General features: G+C 56.5%; 31 protein-coding genes. 15 read left to right on the top strand and 16 right to left on the bottom strand.

All coding sequences use genetic code 11. The annotated features are described in order from the left end of the window. Window positions 1-150 precede the first annotated feature (150 nt). From D1823_RS18705 to pqqE, 9 genes are all read left to right on the top strand, one after another. Window positions 151-897 carry an ABC transporter ATP-binding protein gene (locus D1823_RS18705; RefSeq protein ID WP_117873026.1) on the top strand — a complete coding sequence of 249 codons (747 nt, stop codon included), beginning with the start codon at window positions 151-153 and terminating at the stop codon, window positions 895-897. Next, the gene (locus D1823_RS18700) at window positions 894-1,685 is read left to right on the top strand and encodes an ABC transporter permease (RefSeq protein ID WP_117873025.1); all 792 of its coding nucleotides are present in this window, start codon (window positions 894-896) and stop codon (window positions 1,683-1,685) included. The genes D1823_RS18705 and D1823_RS18700 overlap by 4 nt, the downstream gene beginning before the upstream one ends. Further along, the gene (locus D1823_RS18695; RefSeq protein ID WP_117873024.1) at window positions 1,682-3,283 is read left to right on the top strand and encodes a HAMP domain-containing sensor histidine kinase; all 1,602 of its coding nucleotides are present in this window, start codon (window positions 1,682-1,684) and stop codon (window positions 3,281-3,283) included. The genes D1823_RS18700 and D1823_RS18695 overlap by 4 nt, the downstream gene beginning before the upstream one ends. 9 nt (window positions 3,284-3,292) lie before the next feature. After that, window positions 3,293-3,976, top strand: coding sequence for a response regulator transcription factor (locus tag D1823_RS18690; protein WP_117873023.1), 684 nt, complete (start codon window positions 3,293-3,295; stop codon window positions 3,974-3,976). A 102-nt stretch (window positions 3,977-4,078) separates the two neighbouring features. Then, window positions 4,079-4,180 carry a pyrroloquinoline quinone precursor peptide PqqA gene (pqqA, locus tag D1823_RS18685; RefSeq protein WP_117873022.1) on the top strand — a complete coding sequence of 34 codons (102 nt, stop codon included), beginning with the start codon at window positions 4,079-4,081 and terminating at the stop codon, window positions 4,178-4,180. A gap of 23 nt (window positions 4,181-4,203) precedes the next feature. Beyond that, entirely contained in the window at window positions 4,204-5,100 is an 897-nt protein-coding gene (gene pqqB / locus D1823_RS18680) for a pyrroloquinoline quinone biosynthesis protein PqqB (RefSeq protein ID WP_117873021.1), read from the top strand. Further along, window positions 5,097-5,846, top strand: a complete 750-nt coding sequence (gene pqqC, locus D1823_RS18675; RefSeq protein ID WP_117873020.1) for a pyrroloquinoline-quinone synthase PqqC — start codon at window positions 5,097-5,099, stop codon at window positions 5,844-5,846. The genes pqqB and pqqC overlap by 4 nt, the downstream gene beginning before the upstream one ends. Then, window positions 5,846-6,118, top strand: a complete 273-nt coding sequence (gene pqqD / locus D1823_RS18670) for a pyrroloquinoline quinone biosynthesis peptide chaperone PqqD (protein WP_371415326.1) — start codon at window positions 5,846-5,848, stop codon at window positions 6,116-6,118. Before pqqC ends, pqqD begins: the two co-directional genes overlap by 1 nt. Next, a complete protein-coding gene (gene pqqE, locus D1823_RS18665) occupies window positions 6,118-7,236 on the top strand; it encodes a pyrroloquinoline quinone biosynthesis protein PqqE (protein WP_117873018.1) in 1,119 nt (372 codons plus the stop codon). The genes pqqD and pqqE overlap by 1 nt, the downstream gene beginning before the upstream one ends. On the opposite strand, the gene D1823_RS18660 is transcribed toward pqqE, so the two are convergent. From D1823_RS18660 to D1823_RS18630, 7 genes are read right to left on the bottom strand one after another with little or no spacing between them, the layout of a single operon-like run. Next, the gene (locus D1823_RS18660) at window positions 7,233-7,829 is read right to left on the bottom strand and encodes an ABC transporter ATP-binding protein (protein WP_117873017.1); all 597 of its coding nucleotides are present in this window, start codon (window positions 7,827-7,829) and stop codon (window positions 7,233-7,235) included. The two genes, pqqE and D1823_RS18660, sit on opposite strands and share 4 nt — an antisense overlap. Then, the gene (locus D1823_RS18655) at window positions 7,826-8,575 is read right to left on the bottom strand and encodes an ABC transporter permease (RefSeq protein ID WP_117873016.1); all 750 of its coding nucleotides are present in this window, start codon (window positions 8,573-8,575) and stop codon (window positions 7,826-7,828) included. The genes D1823_RS18660 and D1823_RS18655 overlap by 4 nt, the downstream gene beginning before the upstream one ends. A gap of 6 nt (window positions 8,576-8,581) precedes the next feature. After that, entirely contained in the window at window positions 8,582-9,547 is a 966-nt protein-coding gene (locus D1823_RS18650) for an ABC transporter substrate-binding protein (protein WP_117873015.1), read from the bottom strand. A 20-nt stretch (window positions 9,548-9,567) separates the two neighbouring features. Beyond that, window positions 9,568-9,816 (bottom strand): PepSY domain-containing protein, encoded by a 249-nt coding sequence (locus tag D1823_RS18645; RefSeq protein ID WP_117873014.1) that lies wholly within the window; start codon window positions 9,814-9,816, stop codon window positions 9,568-9,570. Between the two features lie 15 nt (window positions 9,817-9,831). Next, window positions 9,832-10,269: a hypothetical protein gene (locus D1823_RS18640; protein WP_117873013.1), complete on the bottom strand. Its 438-nt coding sequence runs from the start codon at window positions 10,267-10,269 to the stop codon at window positions 9,832-9,834. 19 nt (window positions 10,270-10,288) lie between these two features. After that, entirely contained in the window at window positions 10,289-11,260 is a 972-nt protein-coding gene (locus D1823_RS18635; protein WP_117873012.1) for a YVTN family beta-propeller repeat protein, read from the bottom strand. 12 nt (window positions 11,261-11,272) lie between these two features. Then, window positions 11,273-12,406 carry an ABC transporter substrate-binding protein gene (locus D1823_RS18630; protein ID WP_117874013.1) on the bottom strand — a complete coding sequence of 378 codons (1,134 nt, stop codon included), beginning with the start codon at window positions 12,404-12,406 and terminating at the stop codon, window positions 11,273-11,275. 366 nt (window positions 12,407-12,772) lie between these two features. Here D1823_RS18630 and D1823_RS18625 point away from each other — a divergent pair, with 366 nt between their 5' ends. From D1823_RS18625 to D1823_RS18615, 3 genes are read left to right on the top strand one after another with little or no spacing between them, the layout of a single operon-like run. After that, complete coding sequence (locus tag D1823_RS18625) at window positions 12,773-13,312, top strand: SRPBCC family protein (RefSeq protein ID WP_117873011.1); 540 nt, start codon at window positions 12,773-12,775, stop codon at window positions 13,310-13,312. Beyond that, on the top strand, window positions 13,299-14,243 hold the full coding sequence (locus D1823_RS18620) for a YncE family protein (RefSeq protein WP_299897671.1): 945 nt from the start codon (window positions 13,299-13,301) through the stop codon (window positions 14,241-14,243). Before D1823_RS18625 ends, D1823_RS18620 begins: the two co-directional genes overlap by 14 nt. Beyond that, a complete protein-coding gene (locus D1823_RS18615) occupies window positions 14,240-15,058 on the top strand; it encodes a quinoprotein dehydrogenase-associated SoxYZ-like carrier (protein WP_117873009.1) in 819 nt (272 codons plus the stop codon). Before D1823_RS18620 ends, D1823_RS18615 begins: the two co-directional genes overlap by 4 nt. Window position 15,059: 1 nt before the next feature. Here D1823_RS18615 and D1823_RS18610 read toward each other — a convergent pair whose 3' ends face one another. The 7 genes from D1823_RS18610 to D1823_RS18580 all read right to left on the bottom strand — a co-directional run bounded on the left by D1823_RS18610 (window position 15,060) and on the right by D1823_RS18580 (window position 21,306). Further along, a complete protein-coding gene (locus tag D1823_RS18610) occupies window positions 15,060-15,614 on the bottom strand; it encodes a PQQ-dependent catabolism-associated CXXCW motif protein (protein WP_117873008.1) in 555 nt (184 codons plus the stop codon). Beyond that, a complete protein-coding gene (locus D1823_RS18605) occupies window positions 15,611-16,453 on the bottom strand; it encodes a substrate-binding domain-containing protein (protein ID WP_254683868.1) in 843 nt (280 codons plus the stop codon). Before D1823_RS18605 ends, D1823_RS18610 begins: the two co-directional genes overlap by 4 nt. Beyond that, window positions 16,437-16,904 carry a c-type cytochrome, methanol metabolism-related gene (locus D1823_RS18600; RefSeq protein WP_254683888.1) on the bottom strand — a complete coding sequence of 156 codons (468 nt, stop codon included), beginning with the start codon at window positions 16,902-16,904 and terminating at the stop codon, window positions 16,437-16,439. Before D1823_RS18600 ends, D1823_RS18605 begins: the two co-directional genes overlap by 17 nt. A 105-nt stretch (window positions 16,905-17,009) precedes the next feature. Continuing rightward, window positions 17,010-18,812 carry a lanthanide-dependent methanol dehydrogenase XoxF5 gene (gene xoxF5, locus D1823_RS18595; protein WP_117873005.1) on the bottom strand — a complete coding sequence of 601 codons (1,803 nt, stop codon included), beginning with the start codon at window positions 18,810-18,812 and terminating at the stop codon, window positions 17,010-17,012. Window positions 18,813-18,946: 134 nt separating this feature from the next. Continuing rightward, window positions 18,947-19,303: a cytochrome c family protein gene (locus D1823_RS18590; protein ID WP_117873004.1), complete on the bottom strand. Its 357-nt coding sequence runs from the start codon at window positions 19,301-19,303 to the stop codon at window positions 18,947-18,949. A gap of 55 nt (window positions 19,304-19,358) precedes the next feature. Further along, complete coding sequence (gene fghA, locus D1823_RS18585; RefSeq protein WP_371415316.1) at window positions 19,359-20,192, bottom strand: S-formylglutathione hydrolase; 834 nt, start codon at window positions 20,190-20,192, stop codon at window positions 19,359-19,361. Between the two features lies 1 nt (window position 20,193). After that, window positions 20,194-21,306, bottom strand: coding sequence for an S-(hydroxymethyl)glutathione dehydrogenase/class III alcohol dehydrogenase (locus tag D1823_RS18580; protein WP_117873003.1), 1,113 nt, complete (start codon window positions 21,304-21,306; stop codon window positions 20,194-20,196). Between the two features lie 165 nt (window positions 21,307-21,471). On the opposite strand from D1823_RS18580, the gene D1823_RS18575 reads away from it, so the two are divergent. Both D1823_RS18575 and D1823_RS18570 read left to right on the top strand, forming a co-directional pair. Then, window positions 21,472-22,086 (top strand): hypothetical protein, encoded by a 615-nt coding sequence (locus D1823_RS18575; protein WP_117873002.1) that lies wholly within the window; start codon window positions 21,472-21,474, stop codon window positions 22,084-22,086. A 29-nt stretch (window positions 22,087-22,115) separates the two neighbouring features. Further along, window positions 22,116-22,895 carry a pentapeptide repeat-containing protein gene (locus tag D1823_RS18570; protein WP_117874009.1) on the top strand — a complete coding sequence of 260 codons (780 nt, stop codon included), beginning with the start codon at window positions 22,116-22,118 and terminating at the stop codon, window positions 22,893-22,895. A gap of 5 nt (window positions 22,896-22,900) precedes the next feature. On the opposite strand, the gene D1823_RS18565 is transcribed toward D1823_RS18570, so the two are convergent. Beyond that, window positions 22,901-23,932: a quinoprotein relay system zinc metallohydrolase 2 gene (locus tag D1823_RS18565; protein WP_117873001.1), complete on the bottom strand. Its 1,032-nt coding sequence runs from the start codon at window positions 23,930-23,932 to the stop codon at window positions 22,901-22,903. 122 nt (window positions 23,933-24,054) lie between these two features. Between D1823_RS18565 and D1823_RS18560 the strand changes: the two genes are divergently transcribed. Continuing rightward, window positions 24,055-24,867, top strand: coding sequence for a quinoprotein dehydrogenase-associated SoxYZ-like carrier (locus D1823_RS18560; protein WP_117873000.1), 813 nt, complete (start codon window positions 24,055-24,057; stop codon window positions 24,865-24,867). Between the two features lie 18 nt (window positions 24,868-24,885). Here the strand turns inward: D1823_RS18560 and D1823_RS18555 are convergent, their stop codons facing one another. Then, window positions 24,886-25,236, bottom strand: a complete 351-nt coding sequence (locus tag D1823_RS18555) for a hypothetical protein (protein WP_117874007.1) — start codon at window positions 25,234-25,236, stop codon at window positions 24,886-24,888. Window positions 25,237-25,246 lie beyond the last annotated feature (10 nt).

Raw genomic sequence — 25,246 nt, 5'->3', positions numbered from 1 at the left:
AAACGTCGCGACAAATCCTGCGGGCACATGCATCAAATCCGTGAACCTTCACATACTTAAGTCGTGGACGAGCCTCAGACTGGAAGGTTGAGAAACGCGGCCCGACATTGCAAGCTGCTGTCAAGACCCACGGTCCGGGACGGAGGAAGAATGTCAGACGCGCGCCCTTCGGCGGAATCCAATCCTGGTCTCGCGGTACGCGACCTGAGTTTTCACTATGGCGCCAAGACGGCTTTGGATGCTGTCTCTTTTGACGTGTTGGCGGGGACGTTCTGCGGTCTGCTTGGTCCGAATGGGGCTGGGAAATCGACACTGGTGTCGTTGCTCACGCGATTGCTAGTAGCGCCAGATGGTGAAATCACGGTCGCAGGCCATAATCTTCGCCAATCCCCGCGCAAGGCGCTGGCAAAGCTCGGCGTGGTCTTTCAGCAACCGACACTGGATCTGGGTTTGACGGTACGCCAGAACATGACCTATTTTGCCGCGCTGCATGGGCTACCTCGATCCGATGTCCCCGACCGTATCGACGCAGCGCTGGATCGGCTGAACATGCGGGAACGTGCCGGGGAACGTGTACGCGATCTTAATGGTGGTCATCGCCGTCGGATGGAACTGGCTCGTGCCCTGCTGCACGAACCATCGGTGTTGCTGTTGGACGAGCCAACAGTTGGGCTTGATGCCGCGGCACGGCACGCGATAACCGACCATGTGCACGACCTGGCGGAACAGGGGTTGTGCATCTTGTGGGCCACGCACCTGACAGATGAAGTGCGCGACGACGACCAGCTGCTGGTTCTGCATCGCGGTCAGATTATTGCCAGTGGGCAGACAGGCAGCCTGCGGGGGGATCAAACCCTGCCCGACTGGTTCCTGTCCCGAACCGAGGTTGCGACATGAGCGGGTTCCTGGGTGTCGCACGTGCCATCATCGAACGCGAGTTTCTGCGTTTCATCCATCAACGTGAACGATTTCTCGCAGCTCTGGTTCGGCCAATGGTCTGGCTTTTGATTTTCGCTGCAGGGTTTCGTGCCGCCCTGGGCCTGTCGATAATTCCACCCTATCAGACCTATATCACCTACGAGACCTATATCATCCCTGGCCTCTGTGCGATGGTTCTGTTGTTCAATGGGATGCAAAGCTCACTGAGCCTTGTCTATGACCGCGAGATGGGCTCGATGCGTCTGCTGCTGACCAGTTCGTTCCCGCGCTGGTGGTTGTTGCTCTGCCGCCTGCTGGGATCAACGGCGATATCCATCCTGCAGGTCTATACGTTTCTCGCATTGGCCGCTTTGTTCGGCATTGTCCTGCCGTTGCCCGGTTATGTCGCGGTTCTACCGGGATTGGTTCTGGGCGGTCTGATGCTGGGCGCGCTGGGGCTGGTGCTGTCCAGTTTCATCAGGCAACTAGAGAATTTTGCCGGCGTAATGAACTTTGTCATCTTCCCGATGTTCTTCTTGTCTTCCGCCCTCTATCCGCTGTGGAAAATGGCTGAAAGCTCGCCGTTGCTGCGTGATATCTGTGCGCTCAATCCTTTCACGCATGTGGTCGAGTTGATCCGGTTTCTGCTTTACTTGCAGATCAACTGGGGGGCCCTGCTGTGGGTTCTGGCATCAACTGCGATACTGAGCGCGATCGCCGTTTGGGGGTATGATCCGGCCCGGGGCCTGATGAGGCGGAAATCGTGACAGCCGCGCCACAAACCGCAAAGCGCAGTCTGCTTCTGAAAACCCGGCTGGGCCTTGGTGCCGTCGTGCTTGGATCAGGCACCTTGCTGGCGGCCGCAACCCTTTACTTCGGGATGCAGAACGTCGCCAGCCGTCTGGAAACCGCGCTGGCTTCGGAAACCCGTATGGCACGCTATGCGGCTCTGTCGACCCAGGCCGCCACCTTTCTTGTGATCGCAACCGAGTCGATACAAACCGGCCAAACAGTCGAGTCACGAATTGATCGCCTTTCCCCGATCCGAGACCAGATTGCGACAACGTTTCTGCAGCTTCGTTCTGATGTGGAAGACGCTGTTGCCGCGGTTCAGTCCCTGGGGCTGGACGAACAATCGCGTTACGGAACCCAATCCTTGGGTCTGGCCAGAATGGAGGCGCTTCTGGCCAGCACGCTGGAAGGGCTGGCCGACGCGGAGGCCGATCAGGCGCGGCTGCGTGCCCATGTCGACTCGTTTGCGTCGGCGTTTGATCCTCTGCTCAGTCAGGCGGTGAATACCGAGGTTCTGTTTCGAAATTCCGTATTGGCCGGGATCGAAAGGACCCGCCTGGTTCTGACTTGGGTGGCACTGACACTGGCATTATTCGCCTTGCTCAGCACGGCGTGGTTCTACTTTGGTCTGGTGCGGCCGCAGTTCTCTCGCCTGGATCGGCTGCGCAATGCGGCGGTTCAGGTCGGCCAATCCGAATTCGCAATTTCGCTGCCGCAAACCCGCAATGATGAGATCGGCCAGTTATATGGCGAGACCAACCGCATGGCGGCTGCATTGAGACAACGCCAGGCCGAGGTTGACGCAGAGTGGGCCCGGTTAAACGAGACCATTGCCCAGCGAACCCGGGAACTTAGCGCTGCAAACGAATCCCTGTCCAAGATTGACGAAAACCGGCGCCGCTTTTTTGCTGATGTCAGTCACGAACTGCGCACACCGCTGACGGTGATCATGATGGAAGCTCAGATTGGCCAGAGGGATGTCCAGACCGCGCCAGAGGTGTTGGCAACAATCGAAAACAGCGCCGCAAAACTGAACCAGAGCATCGATGATTTGCTACGCGTCGCCCGATCCGAAACCGGTGAGCTGGCTCTGGAACCAACTAACGTTGCACTATGCGATCTGATACAAACAATTGTCAGCGACATTCAGCCTGAAATCGACAGCGCCAACATGCAGCTCGAAACGGGCCGCTTCCCGGATTGTTCGTTGCACTGTGACCTGAATTGGATTCGTCAGGTCCTGCTTAGCCTGATACGCAATGCGATCCGACATGCGCGCGAAGGGAAGGCGTTGTTACTGTCCGGTAAAACAGTAGACAGCGGTGTTCAAATACAGCTAACGGATAACGGCCCCGGCATTCCCGATGGCGCCCAAACCCGGATCTTCGAGCGGTTTGTTCAGGGAGGGGCGGCAAACAGTCAGGGCTTCGGTGTCGGGCTGGCACTGGCCAGATGGGTCGTCGAGGCCCATGAAGGAACCATTTCGGTGGCAAGCCCGGTTCCTCGCAACAATGCTCTGGGATCAAATGCCGGTACAATTGTCTGCATTCGATTACCGCTGGCGAAGGCATAGAATAAATACATGGTCTCCAAGCTTCTGATCATAGATGACGACCCCAGAATCACGTCGGCCCTTGTCCGGGGCCTGACGCTGCACGGCTACTCAGCCGAGGCTGAAAACCGCGCCGACCAAGGGTTGGAACGGTTGAAAAGCGGTGCATTCTCAGGTGCGATTGTTGATGTGATGCTGGGAACGGATAGCGGTGTCGAACTGGTCCGAGCTGCGCGCTGTGCTGGGGTCGGAATCCCGATCCTGATGTTGTCGGCGCTATCGGATGTCGACCATCGCGCCGCAGGGCTGGAAGCCGGAGCCGATGACTATGTCGTAAAGCCGTTCAGCTTTGATGAACTTGTCGCCCGATTGCAAGTACAGGAACAGCGCGCACTCTCTCACCGCCCGGACCCCGCGCGGCTATCCACGCGGGACAGAACAATTTCAATCCGAGAGACAAGCATTGCACTCACCGAACGTGAATTCGATCTGCTCACGTTGCTCAACAGCCAGGCCGGATCGCCAATTTCCCGGGGAGAGCTGTTTGACACGCTTTGGTCGCAGGAAGGATCCAGCAACGAAAATGTGGTGGACGTCTATATTGGGTATCTGAGAAGAAAGCTAGCGTCAGACGATTTTGGGTTTGAAATCAAAACCATACGCAATCAAGGGTTTTGCCTTCAAGGTGTCGCTCCGTTATTGGATGACAGCTGAGTACCGACCAAAGTCTAATTCTTTCTTATGAATTAAGAGTCGCACCATCCGATAAGTCCTGCCACATTGGAAACCAGCACACCTTAGGAGGAGGACCCTGATATGGCTTGGAACAGACCTGTTATTCGCGAAATCGAATGCGGCATGGAAATCAACATGTACGGCCCCGATCATGACGATGAGCGCGGTGGCGGCCTGATCTGATCAGCCGCAAGCGCCAACAATAGATGACGTTGCGCGCAATAATACTTGGGGCCGCTGCTGGAGGCGGCCTTCCGCAATGGAATTGTGGATGTGAGAACTGCAATCTGGCCCGAAGCGGAGTTATTCCCGCGCAGACGCAGTCATCACTCGCCGTGTCCCCCGATGGTCAGAACTGGGCCATCCTGAACGCATCTCCGGATATTCGAGCACAGCTCGGCAATACACCTCTCCTGTATCCGACTGGGTTGCGCGAGATGCCGATTAATTCTGTACTGGTTACAAACGGTGATATTGACCATGTGGCTGGCTTGCTCACGTTGCGCGAGATGCAGCCATTTACGCTGTTTGCGACTCAAAGCATTCAGGATGTTCTAGCGCAGAATCCGATATTCGACGCCTTGAACGCCTCGGTCGTGAAACGCGCGTCGATCTCGTTGAATGAGACATTCGAACTGGTTTCAGGCTTGGAGGCAACTTTGTTCCCTGTGCCCGGCAAAGTGCCTCTGTATCTTGAAGGGGAACACGTCGAAACCGAGCTGGTTGGCGAACAAACTGTCGGGGTGGCACTAAGCACACAAGGGAAGACGGCGTATTATATACCGGGCTGTGCCGCATTGACGCCCGAGTTGCGCGCTCGGCTTGACGAGGCCGATCTTTTGTTTTTCGACGGCACGCTTTGGCACGACACAGAAATGGTGCAGGCCGGGCTGGGTCAGAAAACGGGCAAGCGCATGGGCCATATGTCGATGGACGGCCCAGATGGATCGATCGCCGGTTTCGCTGATATGAAAATCGGCCGGAAAGTGTTTATCCACATGAACAACACCAATCCGGTTCTGCGCCCCGACAGCACTGAGAACGCTCAGGCACGGGCCAAAGGCTGGACGATAGGCCAAGATGGCATGGAGATAACACTATGACCCAAAGCCGCAAAGAGTTCGAGGCCCGGCTTCGTCAGATCGGAGCCGAGCGTTACCACGACTTGCATCCTTTTCATCATCGCCTGCACGGTGGTCAATGCACGCCTGACGAAGTGCGGGCCTGGGTGATCAACCGCTACTATTATCAGCATTCCATCCCGATGAAGGACGCCGCCTTCATGTCGCGTGTAGATGATCCCGCGCTGCGCCGAGCCTGGCGGTCGCGGATCGAAGATCATGACGGCACGGAAGACAACGAAGGTGGTATCCGGCGCTGGTTGCGACTGGCCGAAGCAGTCGGTCTGGATCCGGAATATGTCGCCTCATGTGACGGCGTATTGCCTGCCACCAAATTTGCGGTGGACGCTTACGTGCGATACGTCCGTGAAAAGTCGTTGCTGGAAGCGGTTGCGGCCTCACTCACTGAACTATTTGCTCCCAAGATTCACGCCAACAGGATCGAAGGCCTGCTTAAGCATTACGATTTTGCGGATGACAGCTCACTTGCCTATTTCCGCAACCGCCTGAAAGAAGCCCCCAAGGATGTGGCCTTTGGCCTGGCATGGGTATTGGATCATGCCGACACTGCAGAAAAACAGGAAGCGGCAGCCAAAGCACTGATATTCAAGACCGATGTCCTCTGGTCGCAGCTGGATGCCTTGTGGGGCGCTTATGTCGAACCTGCCCGAATTCCTCCCGGGGCATGGAAGCCGGACACCGGTTTACGGATGCGGCAGGCATCATGATGTTGGCGCAGGAGGTCCCCTTGCTTCCGCGTGGTGTCCGCATCCAGTACGATTCTGTGCGGGAACAATGGGTTCTGCTGGCACCTGAACGGGCCGTGACGTTGGATCAGATCGGACATGCGATTCTGAGCGAAGTAGACGGCCAACGCAGCTTTGGTCAGATCACCGCAAGCCTGTCAAAGAAGTACAACGCCCCGGAAGAACAGATTGTCGAAGACAGCTCGGGGTTTCTGGATGCCCTTCGGGTGCGTCGTTTTCTGGATGTCATTTGATGCAGGTAAAAACCCCTCCCCCAATTGCCATGCTGGCCGAGCTGACGCATCGATGCCCATTGTCCTGCCCCTATTGCTCCAACCCAGTCGAAATGGCCAAACTCGACAGCGAAATGGATACCGAAACCTGGGCACGTGTTTTCAGAGAAGCGGCGGCGCTTGGCGTCTTGCAATTGCATCTGTCAGGCGGAGAACCCGCATCCCGCCGAGACTTGGTTGCGCTGGTCAACGCCGCGCGTGAGGCTGGACTATATACCAACCTGATCACTTCGGCGATCGGACTGTCCGAGCGACGCCTGCATGAGCTGGACGAAGTCGGCCTGGACCACATCCAGCTTTCTCTTCAGGGCACTGACGCCGCGATGGCGGACAAGGTAGGCGGCTACCGAGGTGGGTTTGACCGCAAAATGAAAACGGTCGAATGGATCAAAAAAATCGGGTTTCCGCTGACCCTGAACTTCGTGCTGCACCGTCACAATGCCCACCAACTGCCGCGGGCGCTGGAACTGGCGCGCGAAATGGGAGCGCGACGGATCGAAGTTGCAACCGTACAATTCCACGGCTGGGCCTTGAAGAACAGGGACGCCTTAATGCCGACGCGGGAACAGGCGCAACAGGTGACGAGACAGGTGGCCGAGGCCAGGAAGGACCTCAAGGGACAACTGGTCATCGATTATGTCCCGGCGGACTATCATGATGACTATCCCAAGCGATGTATGGGCGGTTGGGGCACAACCGGGCTGAACGTGGCGCCAGACGGTCTGGTTCTGCCTTGCCATGCGGCACAGTCCATCCCGCATCTGACATTTGACAGGGTGCAGGACAAACCGCTTGCGGATATCTGGTACAGTGGCAGCGCGTTCAATGCTTATCGCGGAACGGAATGGATGTCGGACCCGTGCAAAACCTGCGAACGCAAAACCATTGATTTTGGCGGCTGCCGCTGTCAGGCCATGGCCGTTGTCGGAGACGCAAGCGCCACCGATCCCGTTTGCATCAAATCACCCCTTCATCAGACCCTGCAAAACCAGGCAAACAAACATGCCGCCAAAGCGGATGCGCCTTTCATCTATCGTACCGCACCCGGTGCCGCGACGAAGTCTGCGAATGACCCCTAACCCAGAACGGCCCCGTCTGGCCCGGATATCAGGTTTAGGATCCGGTCGGAAAGCCGATTTGCTTCTGGTCTGGAATGCGTCACGAACAGGGTCGCCGGCCGGTGCCGCATGATGAGGTCCTCGGTCAGGGTCAGCATCGTCTCGGCTGTTTCAGAATCCAGAGACACAAAGGGCTCGTCCATAATCAGAAACTCAGGCTGCCCGGCAAATGCGCGTGCCAAAGAAAGCCGGCGCTGCTGACCCAGTGACAACTGGCCGGGAAACAAATCCCCCTTTCCTTCCAAACCCACGTCAGTCAGCGCGGCGTCGGCCTCAGCCTGCGACAGGTCGCCATGAATCAGGGTCAGATTATCGATAGCCGAACGCCATGGCAGCAAAGTGGGTTCCTGAAATACAATGGCCAGTCGATCCGGCCGAACGATATGGCCTTCAAAGTTCGGGTCAATGCCTGCCACCAATCTCAGCAGCGTCGTCTTTCCAATGCCCGAGGGCCCGGTCAGAGCGACTGTTTCCCCGGCAGCGATTTCAAAGGCAATGGGGCCCAGAACGGCATCGTTTTCAAAGTGCTTTTTGTGGATGTCAATTTGGATCATGCAGTTCTCCACCGTCGAGCGTTGCGCTCCAAAGGCTGTAGAACCAACCACTCAACGACCAGCATGACCGCAATGAACGAGAATGCGTAAACCAGCACCATAGCCACATCAAACAGCTGAAAATACAAGTGGATTTGGAACCCGACACCGGATGATCGCCCAAGAAATTCGACCACAAGCACGATTTTCCAGATCAGAGAAAGCCCAGACCGTGCAGCAGCGGCGATAAACGGGGCAAGCTGCGGCAGGATCACATGACGCAGTCGCGTTTGCCACGGCATCCGGTAGACCTGTGCCATAGCATCCAGATCTGGGCTTAGGGCCCTGCCGCCCTCTCGGAGGATCGTTGCGACATTGGGAATTTTGTTCAGCGTAACTGCGGTGATCGCCGCAGCTTCGGTCAGCCCGATCCAGAGATAACACAGCACGATCAGAACCAACGCGGGCAGGTTCAGGAAGATAACCAGCCATGGATCGAGCCAGCGGTTCAGCGCATCCGACCGCCCCATGGCCAGGCCAATGATCGTTCCCAAGGTCATCGCCAACACAAAGGCCCAGATCACGCGTAACAGAGTCGCGCCAAGGCTGCGTAGCAATTCGCCTGACGCAAGTTCTTGCTGAAACCGGGGAAACAGATCCCAAGGTTGCGGCAGAATCTGAGGATCAGCGGTCAGAGACGCTGAAACAATCCACAACGCGACAAGGCCTGCGATAGACATAAGCGGCGTAAGGCGCGCGTTTTGCATCTGATCCTATTCCACGTCAGCAAAAAGACCCTGTGGCACAGTCGTCGCAGCGCCCACCAGTTCAGCCCCGCCTAATTCGGCCATAAGTTCCAACATCTTGTTGGCCGCAACCTCATCAACCGGGCGGCGATCGGGAATACCGGCGATCCAATCGAACTTGAGTTGCTCAAACTGTGCATCGGACGTGACGTTCATGCGCGGTCTGATCGCCTCCCACGCCTCAGGCGAATTGGCCAACAGGTCCTTGGCATCGCGGCTGGCGGCAAACAGGCTTTGCGCAAGGTCGGGGTGTTCGTTCAGAAAAGTCTCTTTCAGGTAATAACCCAGCAGGGGTGTATTTGTGTCGAGCCCCAAAGCCTGCCCAGCACCCTCAACCGAGATCAGCTCTTTCATGCCGGACGCTTTCATCTTGGCCAGAAAATGCCAGAAATTGATCGCGCCGGCATAGTCACCGTTCAAAGCAGATTTGAAGATCAGAGGGGGCGCACCGAACACCTGCTCGGTGTCGGCTTTCAGGTCCATCCCATATTCCCGTGCTGCAAAGGCGCGCAAAATCAGCCAGGATTTATCCAGCGGGCCACCCGCTATGCCGATCTTGCCACCGGCCAGATCCCTCAAACTGGTCGCAGGGCTGTCAGCGGGTACAACCACGCCACCAACTGCTTTGGAATAGGGAATGAAAACATAGCCCTTGCCCGCAGCCCTTTGTCGAGCAACCCAGATCCAATCGGCAACGGCTAGATCGGCTTCGCCGCCTTCGACCGCAATGCGCGTTGCGCCATTGTCGGCAAAAGGTTGAACATCAAGGATAAAGCCATGTTTCCGATCCAGACCGTTCTGGCGAATGGTCTCCAGTTCCCAATTCACCGTACCTATCTTGAGTACGGCCGCCCGAATGGTCGGCAGGGTCTCAGCGGCTAGAGCCCCCGAAATGAGTGCAAGTGCAAGGCAGGCGGCAAATAGTTTGGTCATGGCTCAATCCTGTTTATTCGCTATTCCGCTTTTCGGCTGACTTCATTCAAATCCTTGTCCAGCTTGATATCGAACTGGTTGCCACCCTTACAAATGACGTCATCCAGATCATACCCATCGTCTTCTACCTCGATGTCATCCGGGTCCATCTGGCATTCGATAGAGGCAAGATAGGCCTCAATCCTTTCCACTGTTTCGGTATCAACTTCGTCGGCGGAAGCCGGCGCCGCCAAAAGTCCGGTGATTATAAAAATTCCAATATTTTTCATGTACCTATCCCTTCTCTATTGAATACTAACAGTGATGCGTTGCGTTTCACCCGTGGACCCGGGGATGCGAATTTCATGACTGCCGGGTTTGATTGCGATAAACGACAATTCAGCCACGCCAGCCTTGTCAAACTCGATGCTATCTACCGCCATCGGACGAATTTCGATCTTGTTAATCACGATTTCGTTCATCCAGATTGCGCGAAAGAACGATGGCCCCTCGATGGCCAGTTCCGCTGAACCATCAGCGGTGATCTCAAGCTTGTAATACGCGCCGGATTGCAGAACCACGTCTTCACCCAGCGGCTGCCCTGAGGCGAGTGTCAGCTTTATGGTTTCTCCCCGGTTGCATTTCGCCAGAAGTCCGGCGAATCCCAGATCGTCACACAGTGGCGCCGCCGATACTGGTCCACCCAACGCTGCAATCATCACTGCGATCACTAATTTCTTCATTCCCGTCCCTCCCAGAACTTCAGTCAATGGTCACCACGCCCCAGGGCTGTTGACCGACCTGTACTGATTTGATGGCTTTCTCTGCAGCCACATCAATGATTGTTATGTCGTTTGAATTACCATTTGTGGTCAGCAGATATTTTTCGTCCGGCGTGAAATCGAGCTGCCAGACCCGTTGCCCAACCAGGATATAGTCCAGAACTTCAAGGCTTTGCGCGTCAACAACGGCGACCCGGTTTGCGGGCCCCAAAGCAACGAACAGACGTTTTCCGTCCGAAGTCACCTTGGCACCGACGGGTTGCAACCACTCCGGTTGCACGCCCGCCACTTCGAAGCTGATTTTGCCAACAACCGTCGGCGTTCCGTCTTCTGCAATGTCCATTACCGTGACGGTTCCGCCTATTTCCGATGTCACGAACAGGCGTTTTCCATCCGCCGTATACTGGGCATAGCGTGGGCGCTGGTCGACCAAGACATTATGCTTGATGGAATAATCCTCGGTGGAAATGAAATGCGCCATATTGGTGGTCTCGGACGTGTTGACCACAAATTTGGCGTCGGGGCTCATTCCCATGCCTTCGGGCTCGACACCTACCGGAATCTCGGCCAGAACGGTGCGGGTTTCGGTGTCTGTAACCGTCACCAGATTGTCGTCTTCATTGGCGATATAGAGCCGCTTACCCGAGGGTTCGAGAATGAAGAGCTCGGGATCCGGGCCAGAAGGTAAGCTGGGCAATTCCTCATAAGTCGAAGTATCAAACACCCGAATAATATTGTCGTCAGACGCACAAACATACAGTTTGCTGCCATCCGGGCTGACAGTGATGCCGCGTGGGCGGTTGCCGCCCGGAAATTCGGTGATCACATCCCAGGTTTCGGTATCAACTACGGTAATGGTGTTGCCCCGCTCATTCGAGACAAAAGCCTTGCCCGCCAGCGCCGGACCCGAGGCAAGCGCCGCAAAGGCAACGGTCAGCAATAGTCGTTTCATCAAAACCTCCGGTTACTCAAAAGCGTGACAGCTGGATTCCGCCCGATCCAATCCCATTGAATCGAGCGGCGAGACCTGGTGCAGAAATCCCTCCTGCGGGCTGACACTGACAGTGATTGACCCGTCATACAGAAGGATCGGCTGGCGTAGCTGCCCGTTCCAGTCGCGGAACGTCACTTTCTGTCCTTTGAAAGCCGCAAGTTCGAACTGGTCCGAAAGGGCATAATCACGCACACCTTCCGGTTCGGCTGTGCTGGCACGGGTCACGGCCTCACCGATAACCCGTAAAGCAAGCCACGTATTGTAATCTTCCGGGCGCACGTATCGACCCGTCATTTCCTCGAAACGGGTGTGGAACTGCGTCGCGCCCCAAGCTTCATGGGCTCCATGAAACGTCGTCGGGCGCAGACCGCCGGAACCCATCACAGGACGCGGAGTCCAAAGGTGATAAGACAGATAGCGCGCAAAATAGTCGGTTTCGTCAGCGGCGATCACAACATCGTGGTCTCGTACATCCTGTGTGTCCAGTGGCAATTGTCGCTGAACTAGGACATGACCGGAATCCGTTCGGCGAGATCCCCCGGTATCCGCAAAGGTCCGATCTTCGGTGATCTTCGCACCAAACTTGTTCGCCGCGCGGCGATACGCGTCGGCGAGCTTGACATCCTCGGGGTTGGATCCGGCCAACAGGAACCAGTCGCCCCATTTCTTCCAGACGGCAAACTGTGCAACAGCATCGGCTTTCATGCCACGGGACGGTGCGATATGAAGCAGGTTGCCCCGGCAGTTTGCGTCGCGCAAGTCGATATCAGGCGCAGACACGTTGAAAACAAGCGCCCCGGACTCTGCCGCCTTGTCCGTCAGGCGCAGTACGTCAGGGGCTTTGGCCAAAAGGACGATCAGGCGTACGCCGCCGGCAAGGATCCGGTCCATTGCGGCGTCGGCCTCTTCCGGCGAAACGGCAATAGTGACGGTCTCATAGGTATGTCCCAGAAATCCGCCCGTAGTTCCGTTATCCTCATCCCCAAGCGCCGCACCAGCAAACCCCAGATCGTCGGGTTTCAGATCATATCGCGAGATAGGCAGAAGCGATGGATAGTCGATCCGCAGCACCGCAGCCTTTACATCAAGCGCCGCCGCGGTCATCGCGGATGCATACCAAAGAAGCGCCGCAAGCAGCGACAGCAGGCGAATACTCAAGATGTCCTCCCGTTGCCTGAATGTCAGAGTTCAGGTTGAACCAACCGGGGCATAGCGCCCCGAAAAACGGAACCGATACTTTTGGCCGTGTTGTAAAACAAAGCCTAACAGCTTCATCATTGAGCTCGATTCTTATTTTATAAGAGTGCGCGTATACGGTTGATCTTGCTATGGTTTCCCGCGGCTTCCCTCGACTTCTCAGGGGGTGTCACGGGTGACCGGTAGCGTGCGCTCGCACGTCAGTTCTGACAGGAGGCACGCTGCGACGGAGCCGCGCGTGTAAACGCTCAGCGCATTCAGGGAGGACATGGAATGAATCGACGACTTCTTCTTGCTGCAACCGCCGCTCTGCTGGTTCCGGGTCAGGTTTGGGCCCATGGGCCTACCAGGCAGAAAGTCACGCTGTCTGCTGAGGTCGCAGCCTCACCAGAGGAAGTCTGGGCCGTTGTCGGGAACTTTGATGACATGTCGTGGCATCCGGCTGTGTTTGCGACCGAAGGCAACGGCGGCAACGCGATTGATGCGACCCGATTGCTGACACTTGGTCAGGAAGGCGGGCCAACGATCAATGAAATCCTTTACAAGTACAGCGAAGACAAAATGAGCTACTCCTACCGGATCACCGAGGTCGCGGTAGAGGTACTGCCTGTCACCAACTACTCGTCGCATCTGACGGTAAAACCGCGCGACGGAGGTGGTTCGATCATCGAATGGCGTGGGGCTTTCTATCGCGGATATCCAAACAACGATCCTCCGGCCGAGTTGAATGACGAAGCCGCCGTTGCCGCCGTAACCGGCGTCTATCAGGCAGGTCTCGACGCGCTGATCGAGCGGTTTGGTGCGGCAAGTTAACTACCCGCTGATGTTGTTCTTGGCGCTCTCTGGCAGCCCGACACTGGCAGAGACAGCGTTTATCACCTGTCAAAACGGTGAGGAACTAAGTCGGATAGATCTTGCACAAATGCAGGAAACAGCCCGTTGGCCATTACCCGGAAAGCCTGCGGGTGTGGCGGTTGGTTTGGATGAAACGCTGTTCACCGTGTCCCCGAACAGCAAAACAGTGAGGCGTTTGTCTGCTGAGACCGGTGAAGCGATAGCGCAAGTCACTCTTGAAGGGGGGCCAATCGGAATCGCTTTGGATCAAGAACGCGGACGGGTTTTTGTCTCGGATTGGTACAACGCCCGTCTTTGGGTTCTGGACAGCAAAACTCTGAAGGTGCAAACCGAGTTACCCACCGGAGCCGCCCCGGCGGGTATCGCGATATCGAAAGACGGGCGTTTTCTGGCGTCGGCCGACAAGGACGCGGATCAAGTGTCGGTATTTGATGCCGACACTCTTCAGCTACTGCACCGCAGCCCGGTTGGAACGCGCCCCTTCGGACTGCGTTTTGCCCCCGATGGGCGTCTGTTCGTCGGCAATGTCGGCAGCAACGATGTCAGCCTGGTCGATGCTGAAACCGGCGCCGTCACCGCAACGATCCCAGTTGGTGAACGCCCATATGGCATCGCCTTCGCCCATGGTCGCGTGTTCGTCACGAACCAATATGCCAATACCCTCAGCGTCATGTCTCTTGAGACGCTCGAACATGAGGCTGTGATTGATGTTGGAGAATATCCCGAAGGCATTGATACGACGGCAGGAGAAGATCTGGTGGTCATTGCAAACTGGTTCGACAACACCGTCAGCATCGTGGACCCGCAGGCACTGTCGGTGGTAGAAACAATAGAAACCTGTGATGGACCACGTGCCTTTGGCAGGTTCCTGCAAGGAGGACAACAATGAAAGCATCTCATCTGATTGCGGCCGTGTTCAGTGTGTTGGCGGCACCGGTTTGGGCATCCAACGAGGCATGGGAAAATGTCCGAGCTCTGCTTTATGGCGACAGACCGATGCAGAACGGAGATGCGTTGATCGCGATTGATGCACCTTATCGCACACCCGATGACGCGCGGGCTCAACTGGCGGCTCAGGTCGTAGCCCCTCGGGGGACGAAAGTGGCCAAGGTGACTTTGGTGCTGGATGAAAACCCGATGCCGGTTTCTGCCGTGTTCGAGTTGGAAGAGCCACTGCCGAGCTTCTACTTCGATGTGACCATGCGTGTGAACGGTCCGACCCCGATGCACGTCGTCGCCGAGACCACCGATGGACGCCTGTGGGTGTCAGGAACTTTCGTCAAGACCTCTGGTGTTGGCGCTTGCGCCGCGCCTCCTGGGACTGACCCGGAACTGGCCTTGGCTAACCTTGGAACGATGGAGGCCGAACTGGTCGGCCGTGTGCCTGCGCTGAACACGCTGAAGCGGCTGTCCAACCTGGGTGCGGATCGCGCCAACAAGATGGATCTCAGCATTGATCATCCGTCGCATTCCGGAATGCAGATGGATCAGATTTCTTTGCTTTTCATACCGATGCGATATGTTGAAACCGTGGATATCGATCTTGATGGTGCCGGGTATATCCAGATGACGGGGTCGATTTCACTGTCCGAAAATCCGAGGGTTGGCATATCTGTTCCAAGCAGGGCGCAAGCGGTCGATGTGACCATGACGGATACTGACGGAACGGTCAGTCATTTGCACAAGAAACTGGCGGGCTTCTAGATCAACCGCCTCCGGTAACGGGTTGGCCCGGGGCCGGCTCGACCCGATCCAGCGGATAGCCCCACAATGCCCAGCCGTCGGTACCCTCTGGAAGCCAGTAGACCTTGGCGTATCCCCATTCGATTGCGCGTCGGGCGGCATTCCAGCTCATCCAGCAATCTTCCAGGCAAAAGAACACGACACCTTGGTTGATATCGCCATTGGTGCTGGCCTCTAAACCGGATCGAAAATAGTCTGCAGTGACCTCTGCGATTGCTCCGTAGCCGACATTGGGTAACCAGATTGCTCCTGGAATACTGTCGCGCGGCTTGTCGCGCCAGATCGTGCCTTCAGGCAAATTGGCTGGTTTGGGCGGCTGCGGCAAAACGTCGATGAACGCAACGCTCTGATCCAGCCACAGGCCGTGCGCCTCTTCCGGACCGATGGTTGTTCCACCGGTTATCTGATCCGGCACCGGTGCGCGGTAGTGATCCATGCGGTAGTCACTTGGCTCGGGAACTGTCTGCGCTGTTGTCGCAGTCGAGATTAGCGCAATTGCCACCGTGGCCCGCATCATTGAGACAGGTCCAATACCTCGGTCCCAAGATCATTCACAAGTGGAACGCCTGCCTCGGCCAATACTGAATTGATCTCATCCTGATTACGGCGGATCAGCGAGTTCAACTGCCGCTGCCAAACCTTCTCACCCTGACGCACGCCCATGGTGATGCGGTAAAACAGACGCGGCGGCAGCTCCTCTTTGACCAGCGGGATCACCTTAAAATCAGGGTAGTCTGCCGTGACCAAAGGTCCGCCCAGTGGACCCCAAAGAATGGCCACATCAATCTCACCCGATTGCAGATCATCCAGCATGTCGATGGCGGGGCTTTCCACACGTCGGTCAACAAAGAGGTTATAAGGCTTGGCCTGCCCGATCAGCCCGTTCCGCGCCATATGCGCCGCAGGCGGTGTGCCGGCAATAATGCCGATCCGTCGCCCCTTGAGCATCGGATCGTTCAACGTGTCGACCTGAGCCAGGTCGCCATCCTTTGGTACAATTAAGGTATAAGCAGACGTGTAGTAGTGGTTGGTGTTTTGCACCAACTCATGACCTTGCGCATAGCCGATCACCACATCGCAACGCTTTGCGGCAAGCGTGTTCCGTATGAAGCCCGTCGCCTGAGGAAACCAAACATATTGCACGGGCAGTTCAAGCTTTGCCGCAATCAATTCCGCCAGCTTGTTTTCATATCCCGTTCCATCCTCGGATGACACTGGATAATTGGCAGGATCCGCGCACACGCGAAAAGCTGTTTTTGAAACCAGATCAGAGGTCTGCGCCTGCACCGGCAGCGTCAGACCGAGCCAGACGCTAAGTCCGCAAATAGCAAGGCAGGCCTTAGCCCATACACGCATCTTCATCCTCGCGGATCACGTCAGATTTAGCCTCTTTCTTGGGCGGCCGTCCACGCGGGATCGCACCCGACCCATGAGCCTTCAAGTATACATAGATGTCATCCAGAAAGCACATCACATTCGGGTTGTCGCCAAATCCCGGCATTACCGAGTTTTCAGCGGCGTTCACCACCTGTCGGCCATTTGTGACGATATCAACGAAGTCGTAATAATCCATTTCCAGCGCTGACTCTTTCAAAGCCGGCGCATAGGTCGAACCCTCGCCATCCGGACCATGACAAACATGGCATTCCGCGTGATACCGCCGGAAACCTGAAAATGTCATCCAGTCCACGGTTCCATCCTCGGCCACGTTGAAAGTCGGGATATCGTCTTCGGTGTAATACCGTCCATCCTCGGTGTATGCGGCAGTCAGGTTGTCCGCTGCCACGGCACAAGGAAGGCATGACATGAGTGAAAGTGCCAAAAGACGTGTAACGTGGTTCATGGATATCTCATTTGCTTAAAGTAGAGTTCCGGCGCGGCCATCACGGGTCGCGCCGGGCATTTCCTTTGCTTAGTTCGGCAGTGCGAACACCGTCAGCTGACCGCCCAGCGCGGTGTAATCACTGAGAGCAGCATAGCCACCCACGGCGCCCAGACCGTCATTGGGATTGGTCAGACCAGCCGCCAGACCAATACCGGCCCAGCCACCAACACCCGACAGGATGCCGATATACTGCTTACCACCCTGCTCGTAGGTCATCACGTTTCCGATAATGCCTGAGGGCGTCTTGAACTTATACAGTTCTTCACCTGTCTCGGCATGCACAGCCTTCAGATACCCTTCAAGCGTGCCATAGAACACGATGTCACCTGCCGTTGCCAGAGCGCCCGACCAAACCGAGAACTGCTCGGGGATCGACCACTTGATGGAACCGTCGGTGTTGTCCCAGGCGATGAAATTGCCCATACCGCCATGGCTGTCCGGCGCCGGATACATCGCCAGCGTCGCACCCACGTAGGGCTGACCGGCGGTGTAAGACACGCGGAACGGCTCATAGTCCATGCAGACGTGGTTTGTCGGCACGTACATAAGCTCGGTCTTTGGCGAATAGGCTGCGGGCTGTTGGTCCTTGGTGCCCAGAGCAGCCGGGCAGATACCGGTCGAGTTCACGTCCTCGCCATTCTGCTCGGTTGAGTATTGAGCAACAACAGCAGGACGACCGTAGGTTTCGCTGTTGGGATCCATGTCGACGCCCGTGGTCCAGTTGACCACCGGATCGAACTTCTCGGCCACCAGCAATTCACCCGTCACCCGGTCCATGGTGTAACCAAGACCGTTCCGATCGAAATGGGTCAGCAGTTTGCGCTGCTCGCCATCAATTTCCTGCTCCGAAAGGATCATTTCATTGATGCCGTCATAGTCCCATTCGTCATGTGGCGTCATCTGATAGAACCAACGCGCCATACCGGTATCGATATCGCGGGCCATGACTGTCATCGACCAGCGATTGTCGCCCGGACGCTGCGCCGGGTTCCATGTCGACGGGTTCCCGGTGCCGTAGTACATCAGGTTTTCGTCCAGATCGGCCGAATACCAACCCCAGGTGGTGCCGCCACCAATTTTCCATTGGTCGCCTTCCCACGTGTTGGTTCCGGAATCCGCGCCAACCGGCTTGCCCAGATGGGTGGTTTTTTCAGGATCAACCAGGATATCGGAGTCCGGTCCCATGGAATATGCGCGCCAAACCTGCTCGCCCGAGTTCATGTCATAGGCCGTAACCGACCCGCGCACACCAAATTCACCACCCGAGATACCGACAATGACCTTGTCCTTGATCGGCAACACTGTGGCTGTGTTGGTTTCACCAATCGCCGGGTCACCATTCTGGACTTCCCACACGACATCGCCGGACTTGGCATCCAGCGCCACAACCTTGGTGTCGGCCTGATGCAGGAAAATCTTGCCATCAGCGTAAGCCACGCCACGGTTCACCGTGTCACAGCACATAACCGGAATCACGTCCGGGTCCTGCTTAGGCTCATACTTCCAGACGATTTTGCCGTCATTGGCCAGATCCAGAGCATAGACAATGTTCGGGAACGGCGTGTGGACATACATCATGTCGCCAATCACCAGCGGCGAACCCTCATGACCGCGCAGAACGCCGGTCGAGAAGGTCCATGCGACCTGTAGATCACCAACATTGTCTGCGTTGATCTGATCCAGTGCGGAATAGCGCTGATTTTTGTAGTCACCCGTCTGGATCGCCCACTGTTTCGCGTTCTCCATCTGGGCAACCAGGTCGTCATTTGCATAGGCCGCGGTGGCCAGTGCAATGGCAATCCCGGAGGTCCAAAGCGATAGATTTTTCATTCAATCTCCTCCCTTTCGTGCAGAGATCTCTCTCTGCATTGCAACACCTCACCCAGGTCGGATTACGGTGTCTGTTAATGCTCGCCCGGACCGGTAGTTTTCCGGTCGCATCGGTGGGTGAGCAATGCGCTCTCCTACGACCCGTTGTCCTCAAAGGTCGCAAGATATGCGATGATGTTCGCTCGATCGTCCTCTTTTCGCAGCCCCGCGAAGGTCATCTTGATCCCTTTCGCGTAGTCGCGTGGTTTTGTCAGAAACGCGTTCAGTTCTTCCGGTGTCCAGACCAGCCCCTCTTCGGACAGGGAAATCAACACCGGTGAATAGCCAAACCCTTCAACGCTTGCGGCCTGACGTCCAACAATACCGTTCAGCATCGGCCCTACCTTATTTTCAGCCCCCTCGCCCACCGCGTGGCACGCCTTGCACTTGCGAAAGACTTTCTCGCCCGCTTCGGGGTCGCCTTCGGCGCTTGCGAAGGCGGGGGAAAGCATGAGGCAGGTTGCTGCAAATACCGTTCTGATCACTATCAATCTTTCCTTGCTGTTTTCATTGGTTGAGGCGTTCCGCGTGCCATTCGACATGGTCGCGCGCAAAACTGTTTACGAAGAAATACGAGTGGTCATACCCTTCCTGGATTCTGATCTGTCCGGGCTGGCGACGCTTGGCCATCATATTGGCCAGTGCTTCGGGTTTAAGAAGATCAAGGAACTGATCATCGGCGCCCTGATCGATCAGCAGGTCACCTTTCCAGCCGTGCTCTTCCAGCAGCAGAGTGGCGTCATGCTCGACCCAGGTATTTTCGTCGTCACCGAGATAGCTGCTAAGCTGTTTACGGCCCCAATCCGACCGCGTCGGGTGCGCAATCGGCGCAAATGCCGAAAGAGATCCGAATTTGTCGGCGTTGCGTATGGCGATGGTAATCGCGCCGTGGCCACCCATTGAATGACCAGTTATCCCGTGACGATCCTGCACGGGGAAATTCTTCAGTACAATGTCGCGCAGCTCGTCGACAATGTAGTCATACATCCTGAAATGGGCCCGCCATGGGTCCCGGGTGGCGTTCACGTAAAAACCGGCCCCCTGCCCCAGATCATAAGCATCGTCATCGGCAACACTGTCCCCTCGCGGTGACGTATCGGGAAACACAACCGCGACGCCGTAATCTGCGGCTGCCTCCTGAAATCCGCCCTTGGTCATCGCGTTTTCATGGGTGCAGGTCAGGCCGGACAAGTACCACAACACCGGCACCGGCCCGGATTTGGCCTGAGGCGGCAGGTAGACAGCAAAGGTCATCTCGCAATCACACGTCTCGGACGAGTGGGAGTAGACAGTCTGCTCACCTCCGAAACTGCGATTTTGCGAGATGACTTTCAAATCCATATCAGTACTCCACTACCGCACGGATTGATTTACCTTGGTGCATCAGGTCAAAGCCGTGGTTGATTTCATCAAGAGTCAGCTTGTGCGTGATCATGGGATCGATCTCGATCTTGCCGGCCATGTACCAATCAACGATCTTCGGAACATCCGTCCGGCCCTTGGCTCCGCCGAACGCGGTTCCACGCCATGACCGGCCGGTGACCAGCTGGAAAGGACGCGTTGAAATCTCGGCGCCAGCAGGTGCCACACCGATGATAATGCTTTCTCCCCAACCTTTGTGTGCGCATTCCAAAGCGGTTCGCATCACGCCAACATTGCCGGTCGCGTCAAAGGTATAATCTGCGCCACCGCCGGTCAGTTCGACCAGATGTGCCACGATATCGCCGCTGACTTTCGAGGGATTCACGAAATCAGTCATACCGAAATGAGTCGCCATTTCGGCCTTGCCGTCATTCAAGTCGACACCAACGATCTGATCACAGCCCGCCATTCGACAGCCCTGAATGACGTTCAAACCAATTCCGCCCAGACCAAAGACCACGCAACGTGAACCAATTTCGACCTTGGCGGTGTTGATGACGGCCCCGATGCCGGTGGTGACGCCACAGCCGATGTAGCAAATCTTGTCAAACGGCGCGTCCTTGCGCACCTTGGCCAACGCAATCTCGGGCACAACGGTGTGATTGGCAAAAGTCGAGCAGCCCATGTAGTGATGGATGGGTGTCCCGTCCAGCATGCTGAACCGGGTCGTACCATCTGGCAGCAAACCCGCACCCTGCGTGGCACGAACTTTCTGGCACAGGTTTGTCTTGGGATTCAGACAATACTCGCATTCACGGCATTCGGGGGTGTAAAGAGGGATCACGTGGTCTCCAACCTCAAGGCTGGTGACACCTTCCCCTACTTCCAAAACCACTCCGGCGCCTTCATGACCCAGAATTGCAGGGAAAATCCCTTCGGGGTCATCACCTGAACGAGTGAACTCATCCGTATGACAAAGACCGGTCGCCTTGACCTCAATCAGGACTTCGCCTGCTTTCGGGCCATCAAGCTCAACCTCCATGATTTCCAGGGGTTGGCCTGCCGCCACAGCAACCGCCGCGCGTGTTCTCATCTCTGTCTTTCCTCCCATGGCACCGGAATCAACCGTAGTCCGGCAGCTTGGGTCGAGTATGAGGGTGAGCGCCATGTGCAAACAATTAAGACAATGGTGTGTATTGGGTTGAATGGACTTCGCGCGCAGATTCCATGCATGATGTCCGCGTGGAGGAGAGCTGCGATGTCTAACGGCAAGCTAATAATTTCGGCGCTGGCTTGGCTCGGCGCGGCTGGCCCAGGCCTGGCAGCGGATTTTTCCGACCCAACCTGGCCGTGCATCCAACGCAAAGTCGAGGACCTGTCGCTGGGCCTCATGTGGCCGTACCAGGTCCTTGACAGCGAAACCACCGAAGATAATGCCGACATCGATGAAATTGCTGGCCTGTTGGCGCTGAGGCGGATCGACCTGGAGGATCTTCGACCACAAGTTGCAGAGTTTGCCTCGCGGTACAACGGTGATCCGGATATTCTGGGTCAGGTGTTCCAGCGCGTCTTTGACACCTTATCCAAAAGGCGCAAGCGCATCATTGCGGGGATCGGAGAGTTTTCGTTGAACCAGATCGATATGGCTGAAAAGATTGATCTGGCCCGGGTGGAAATGGAGCAAGCCCTGTCTTCCGACTCGCCGGACTATGACCGCATCGACGCCCTGGAAGAGCAGCTGGATTGGGATCAGCTGATCTATTCTGACCGTCAACGCTCGATCACCTATCTTTGCGAAACACCGCAAATAATCGAGCGACGCCTGTTCGCGATTTCGCAAATGCTGCAACAGTTGACCTCAGATCAAGGTTAATGCAGCGGCCTCTTGGCAAGGAGGGAAATATGAAACACCTACTGATCGTCTTTCTGACGCTGTCGCCTCTCTCGGCCCTAGGCCAGTCCCCACTCAGCGGTGTTGACATGACTCTGCCCAAAATGACCCAAGCGCAAATGTCCCGCGCCGATGTCGTGACCCGGCTTGCCGCTGCCACGGCCGACGCCCCCGCAGATTTCACCCGGGTCTGGTTGAACAATCTCGACTTGTCCGGGTTGGATTTCAGCAACGCGATCCTGCGAGCGACGTCATTGAACGGCACCAATTTATCGGGATCGACTTTGGACGGCGCGATTCTCAGCCAATCCTGGATGATCGGCGCCGACCTTTCAGGTGCATCTCTTGTCGGGGCCGAGCTGTTCCAGACCCAGCTCAGCCAGGCGGATCTGAGCGATACGGATTTCACAAATGCCAGAACAGCCGCCGATTTCACCAAGTCCAATTTGAACCGGGCAGTATTCAAAGGGGCGGATTTTTCGGCCGACATGCGCAACCAATCCATGGGGCTTATGCGCGGCGTTCTGTCCTCGGCTCGCGGATCAGACGTGGATTTCACTGACGCGCGAATGTCCCGCGCCGATCTGGAATTTGCCAAATTGCCCAACGCAAATTTCACCAATGCGGATTTGTCGATGGCCACATTGGGCGGGGCGGACCTGACAGGGGCCACATTGTCCGGTGCCGATTTTACGAATGCCGATTTGACGGCAACGCGGCTGACTGACGTTGGGGGCGCAGATCAGACCAATCTGGGTGCCGCTAAAAACTTGGATCGGGCTATTCGCTGACAGGGCTATTCCCATTCAAGTTCGGTGAATGCGACCGTCGCATTGCGCGGGTTGTAGGCGTCAAACAATTCCCAGTGCGCCGCTTCTTCCTGAGCGATCGTTTCAACCGCATCGCCCAGTCGCTGACCACTGTCGATTGCTTCGCGCGTGTCGGTTTCCAGCACATTCAAATAGCGCCTCATATCCTCGGCGCCCTCAGGCCACGCCAGGATCGGCCCACCGTGGCCGGGTACGATTTGGGTGACGTCAAGCCCGGTCATCTGCTTCAGGACGCGTTGCCAGCCGATCAGTTGACCATCCAATGCCGGGGTATGCCGGTGAAATACCAGATCGCCCGTGAACATAACGCCGGTGTTTGCATCCATGACGGTCAAGTCATTCCCGGTATGTGCTCGGGGCCAGGCCCGCAGGATCAGTTTACGCCCACCCAGGTCGATCTCGTCCGTGGTTTCGACAGCGATGTCGACCGAAACTGGCCCGACGCCCACATAGGCGCTATCGCCGATCGCGGCGCTCAGGCTTTCGACATAGTTGCCCAACCGGTCCAGCAACGCTCTCTCCAGCCCCACATGGCCGACAACCTGCGCACCTGAAAGGGTCAAAGACTCAGTCCCCAATGTGTGATCGGGATGCATGTGGGTTAAAATTACGTGACTGACTGGTTTGTCCGTCTCGGCCCGAATGGCCCGCCAGACAGCCTCTCCTATCCAAGGTGCCGTTCCCGTATCAATCACCGCAACACTGTCCTGGCCGATGACAAATCCGATATTGGACACATCGCCCAGATTGTCCGCGGCGGGTTCCGCTATCAAACCGCGATGCACGAACAGACCTGGCGCAGCTTCTTCAAATTCCAGTGCCTGACCAATGTGTTGGCAAAACGGTTCGCCGCTGCGCCAATCGGAAAGCGGCGGAAGAGTTGTTTTCAGCTTCTGCTCGCATTCAGCCTGTGATCGGGCTTCGTAACCCGGCAAAAGCTGTTCTCTGCAAGGCTCTGTCGCAACCTGAGCGCATAGCAAAATCACGGCTTCAAACATAGCAGCCCTCCGACCAGAACAGTGGCACAGATCTCTGACAGAACCACCACGCCTTTCGTCGGCATTTATTTTCCTTGCGTTTTGTGGCACATTTTTCGCTACCGGTTGCCGGAGGAAACAACATGGCCAGAGCACTAGCACCCGCAACAATCCTTTCACTTGCACTAGCCCTACCTGCATGGGCAGAGCAGCCAATCAAAAATCCGCTGGTCAGCAGCGAGACCTGGAAGGACCTGCAATACGATGTCGTGGGCGATGCCCAGATCGGAAATGCGGACACGCTGCTTTCGCTGGACGCCCCTTACCGGGCGCATGATGCCGCAACGGTGCCGATCGTTTTGAAACAGCTTGATCCCGATGCCCGGATTTCCGCTGCCACTGTCGTGATCGACGAAAACCCGGCCCCGATCGCAGGCGTCTTTGCTTTTTCACCAGCCATGGGTGAATTGGATTTCGAGATGCGAGTCCGCGTGAACCAATATTCGAATGTCCGCGTGATTGCTGAAACGCCTGACGGGCTTCATATGACCGGCCGGTTTGTCAAAGCATCGGGCGGCTGTTCAGCACCAGCCAGCAAAGATCCAGAGGTCGCATTGGCGTCCATGGGCAAGATGAAGCTGCGCAGCTTTGGGCAAGAGGCGCAGATTTCCGCACCGCGTCGAGAAGCTCAGATCATGATCCGTCACCCGAACTATTCCGGCCTGCAGCGCGATCAGGTTACGCAACTATTCATCCCTGCGCACTTCATCGACCATATCGAAGTTTGGCAGGGGGATGAGTTGCTGTTCACTATGGACGGCGGCATTTCGATCTCGGAGAACCCGGCTTTCCGTTTTGCCTATAACGACAACGGCTCGACCATGTTGACTGTCAAGGCAACGGATACCGAGGGCAACACGTTCGAAAAAGACTTGCCCAAAGCCGCGGCCAGCTGACGGACCAGACTGCGTTTATCAGAAACAGACAACCTCGGCTTCAGCCTGCGCCCGGCGCAAGTCGGCTACCATGTTTTCGGCCAGCACCGCACTTTTGAAAAACGCCATGCGCTCTCCTCCGACCCGACGCATAGACAGAACAGTTTCCGCCTGTTCATATTGCTCATAGGGAAGGATCGAAGCGATCAAATCGATCGAGCATGAACACCTGTCCAGCATCTCGCGAGTTTGGCCGTTGGTGACCATGCACGCGAACACGTAATCCGCACGCGCTGCGGTCGGGTAGTCATTGAGCCGTTCCGCAACGCTTTGAGCCGACACTGCGACGGGCACGGCCAGAACGGCCGTGATCAAAGCTGCAAGGGTCATGCGGCTGCGT

It is taken from the genome of Ruegeria sp. AD91A (assembly GCF_003443535.1).
Classification (GTDB): Bacteria; Pseudomonadota; Alphaproteobacteria; order Rhodobacterales; family Rhodobacteraceae; genus Ruegeria.
The sequence above is the reverse complement of the archived record's forward strand: the minus strand, read 5'-3'. Positions and strand labels throughout refer to the sequence as shown.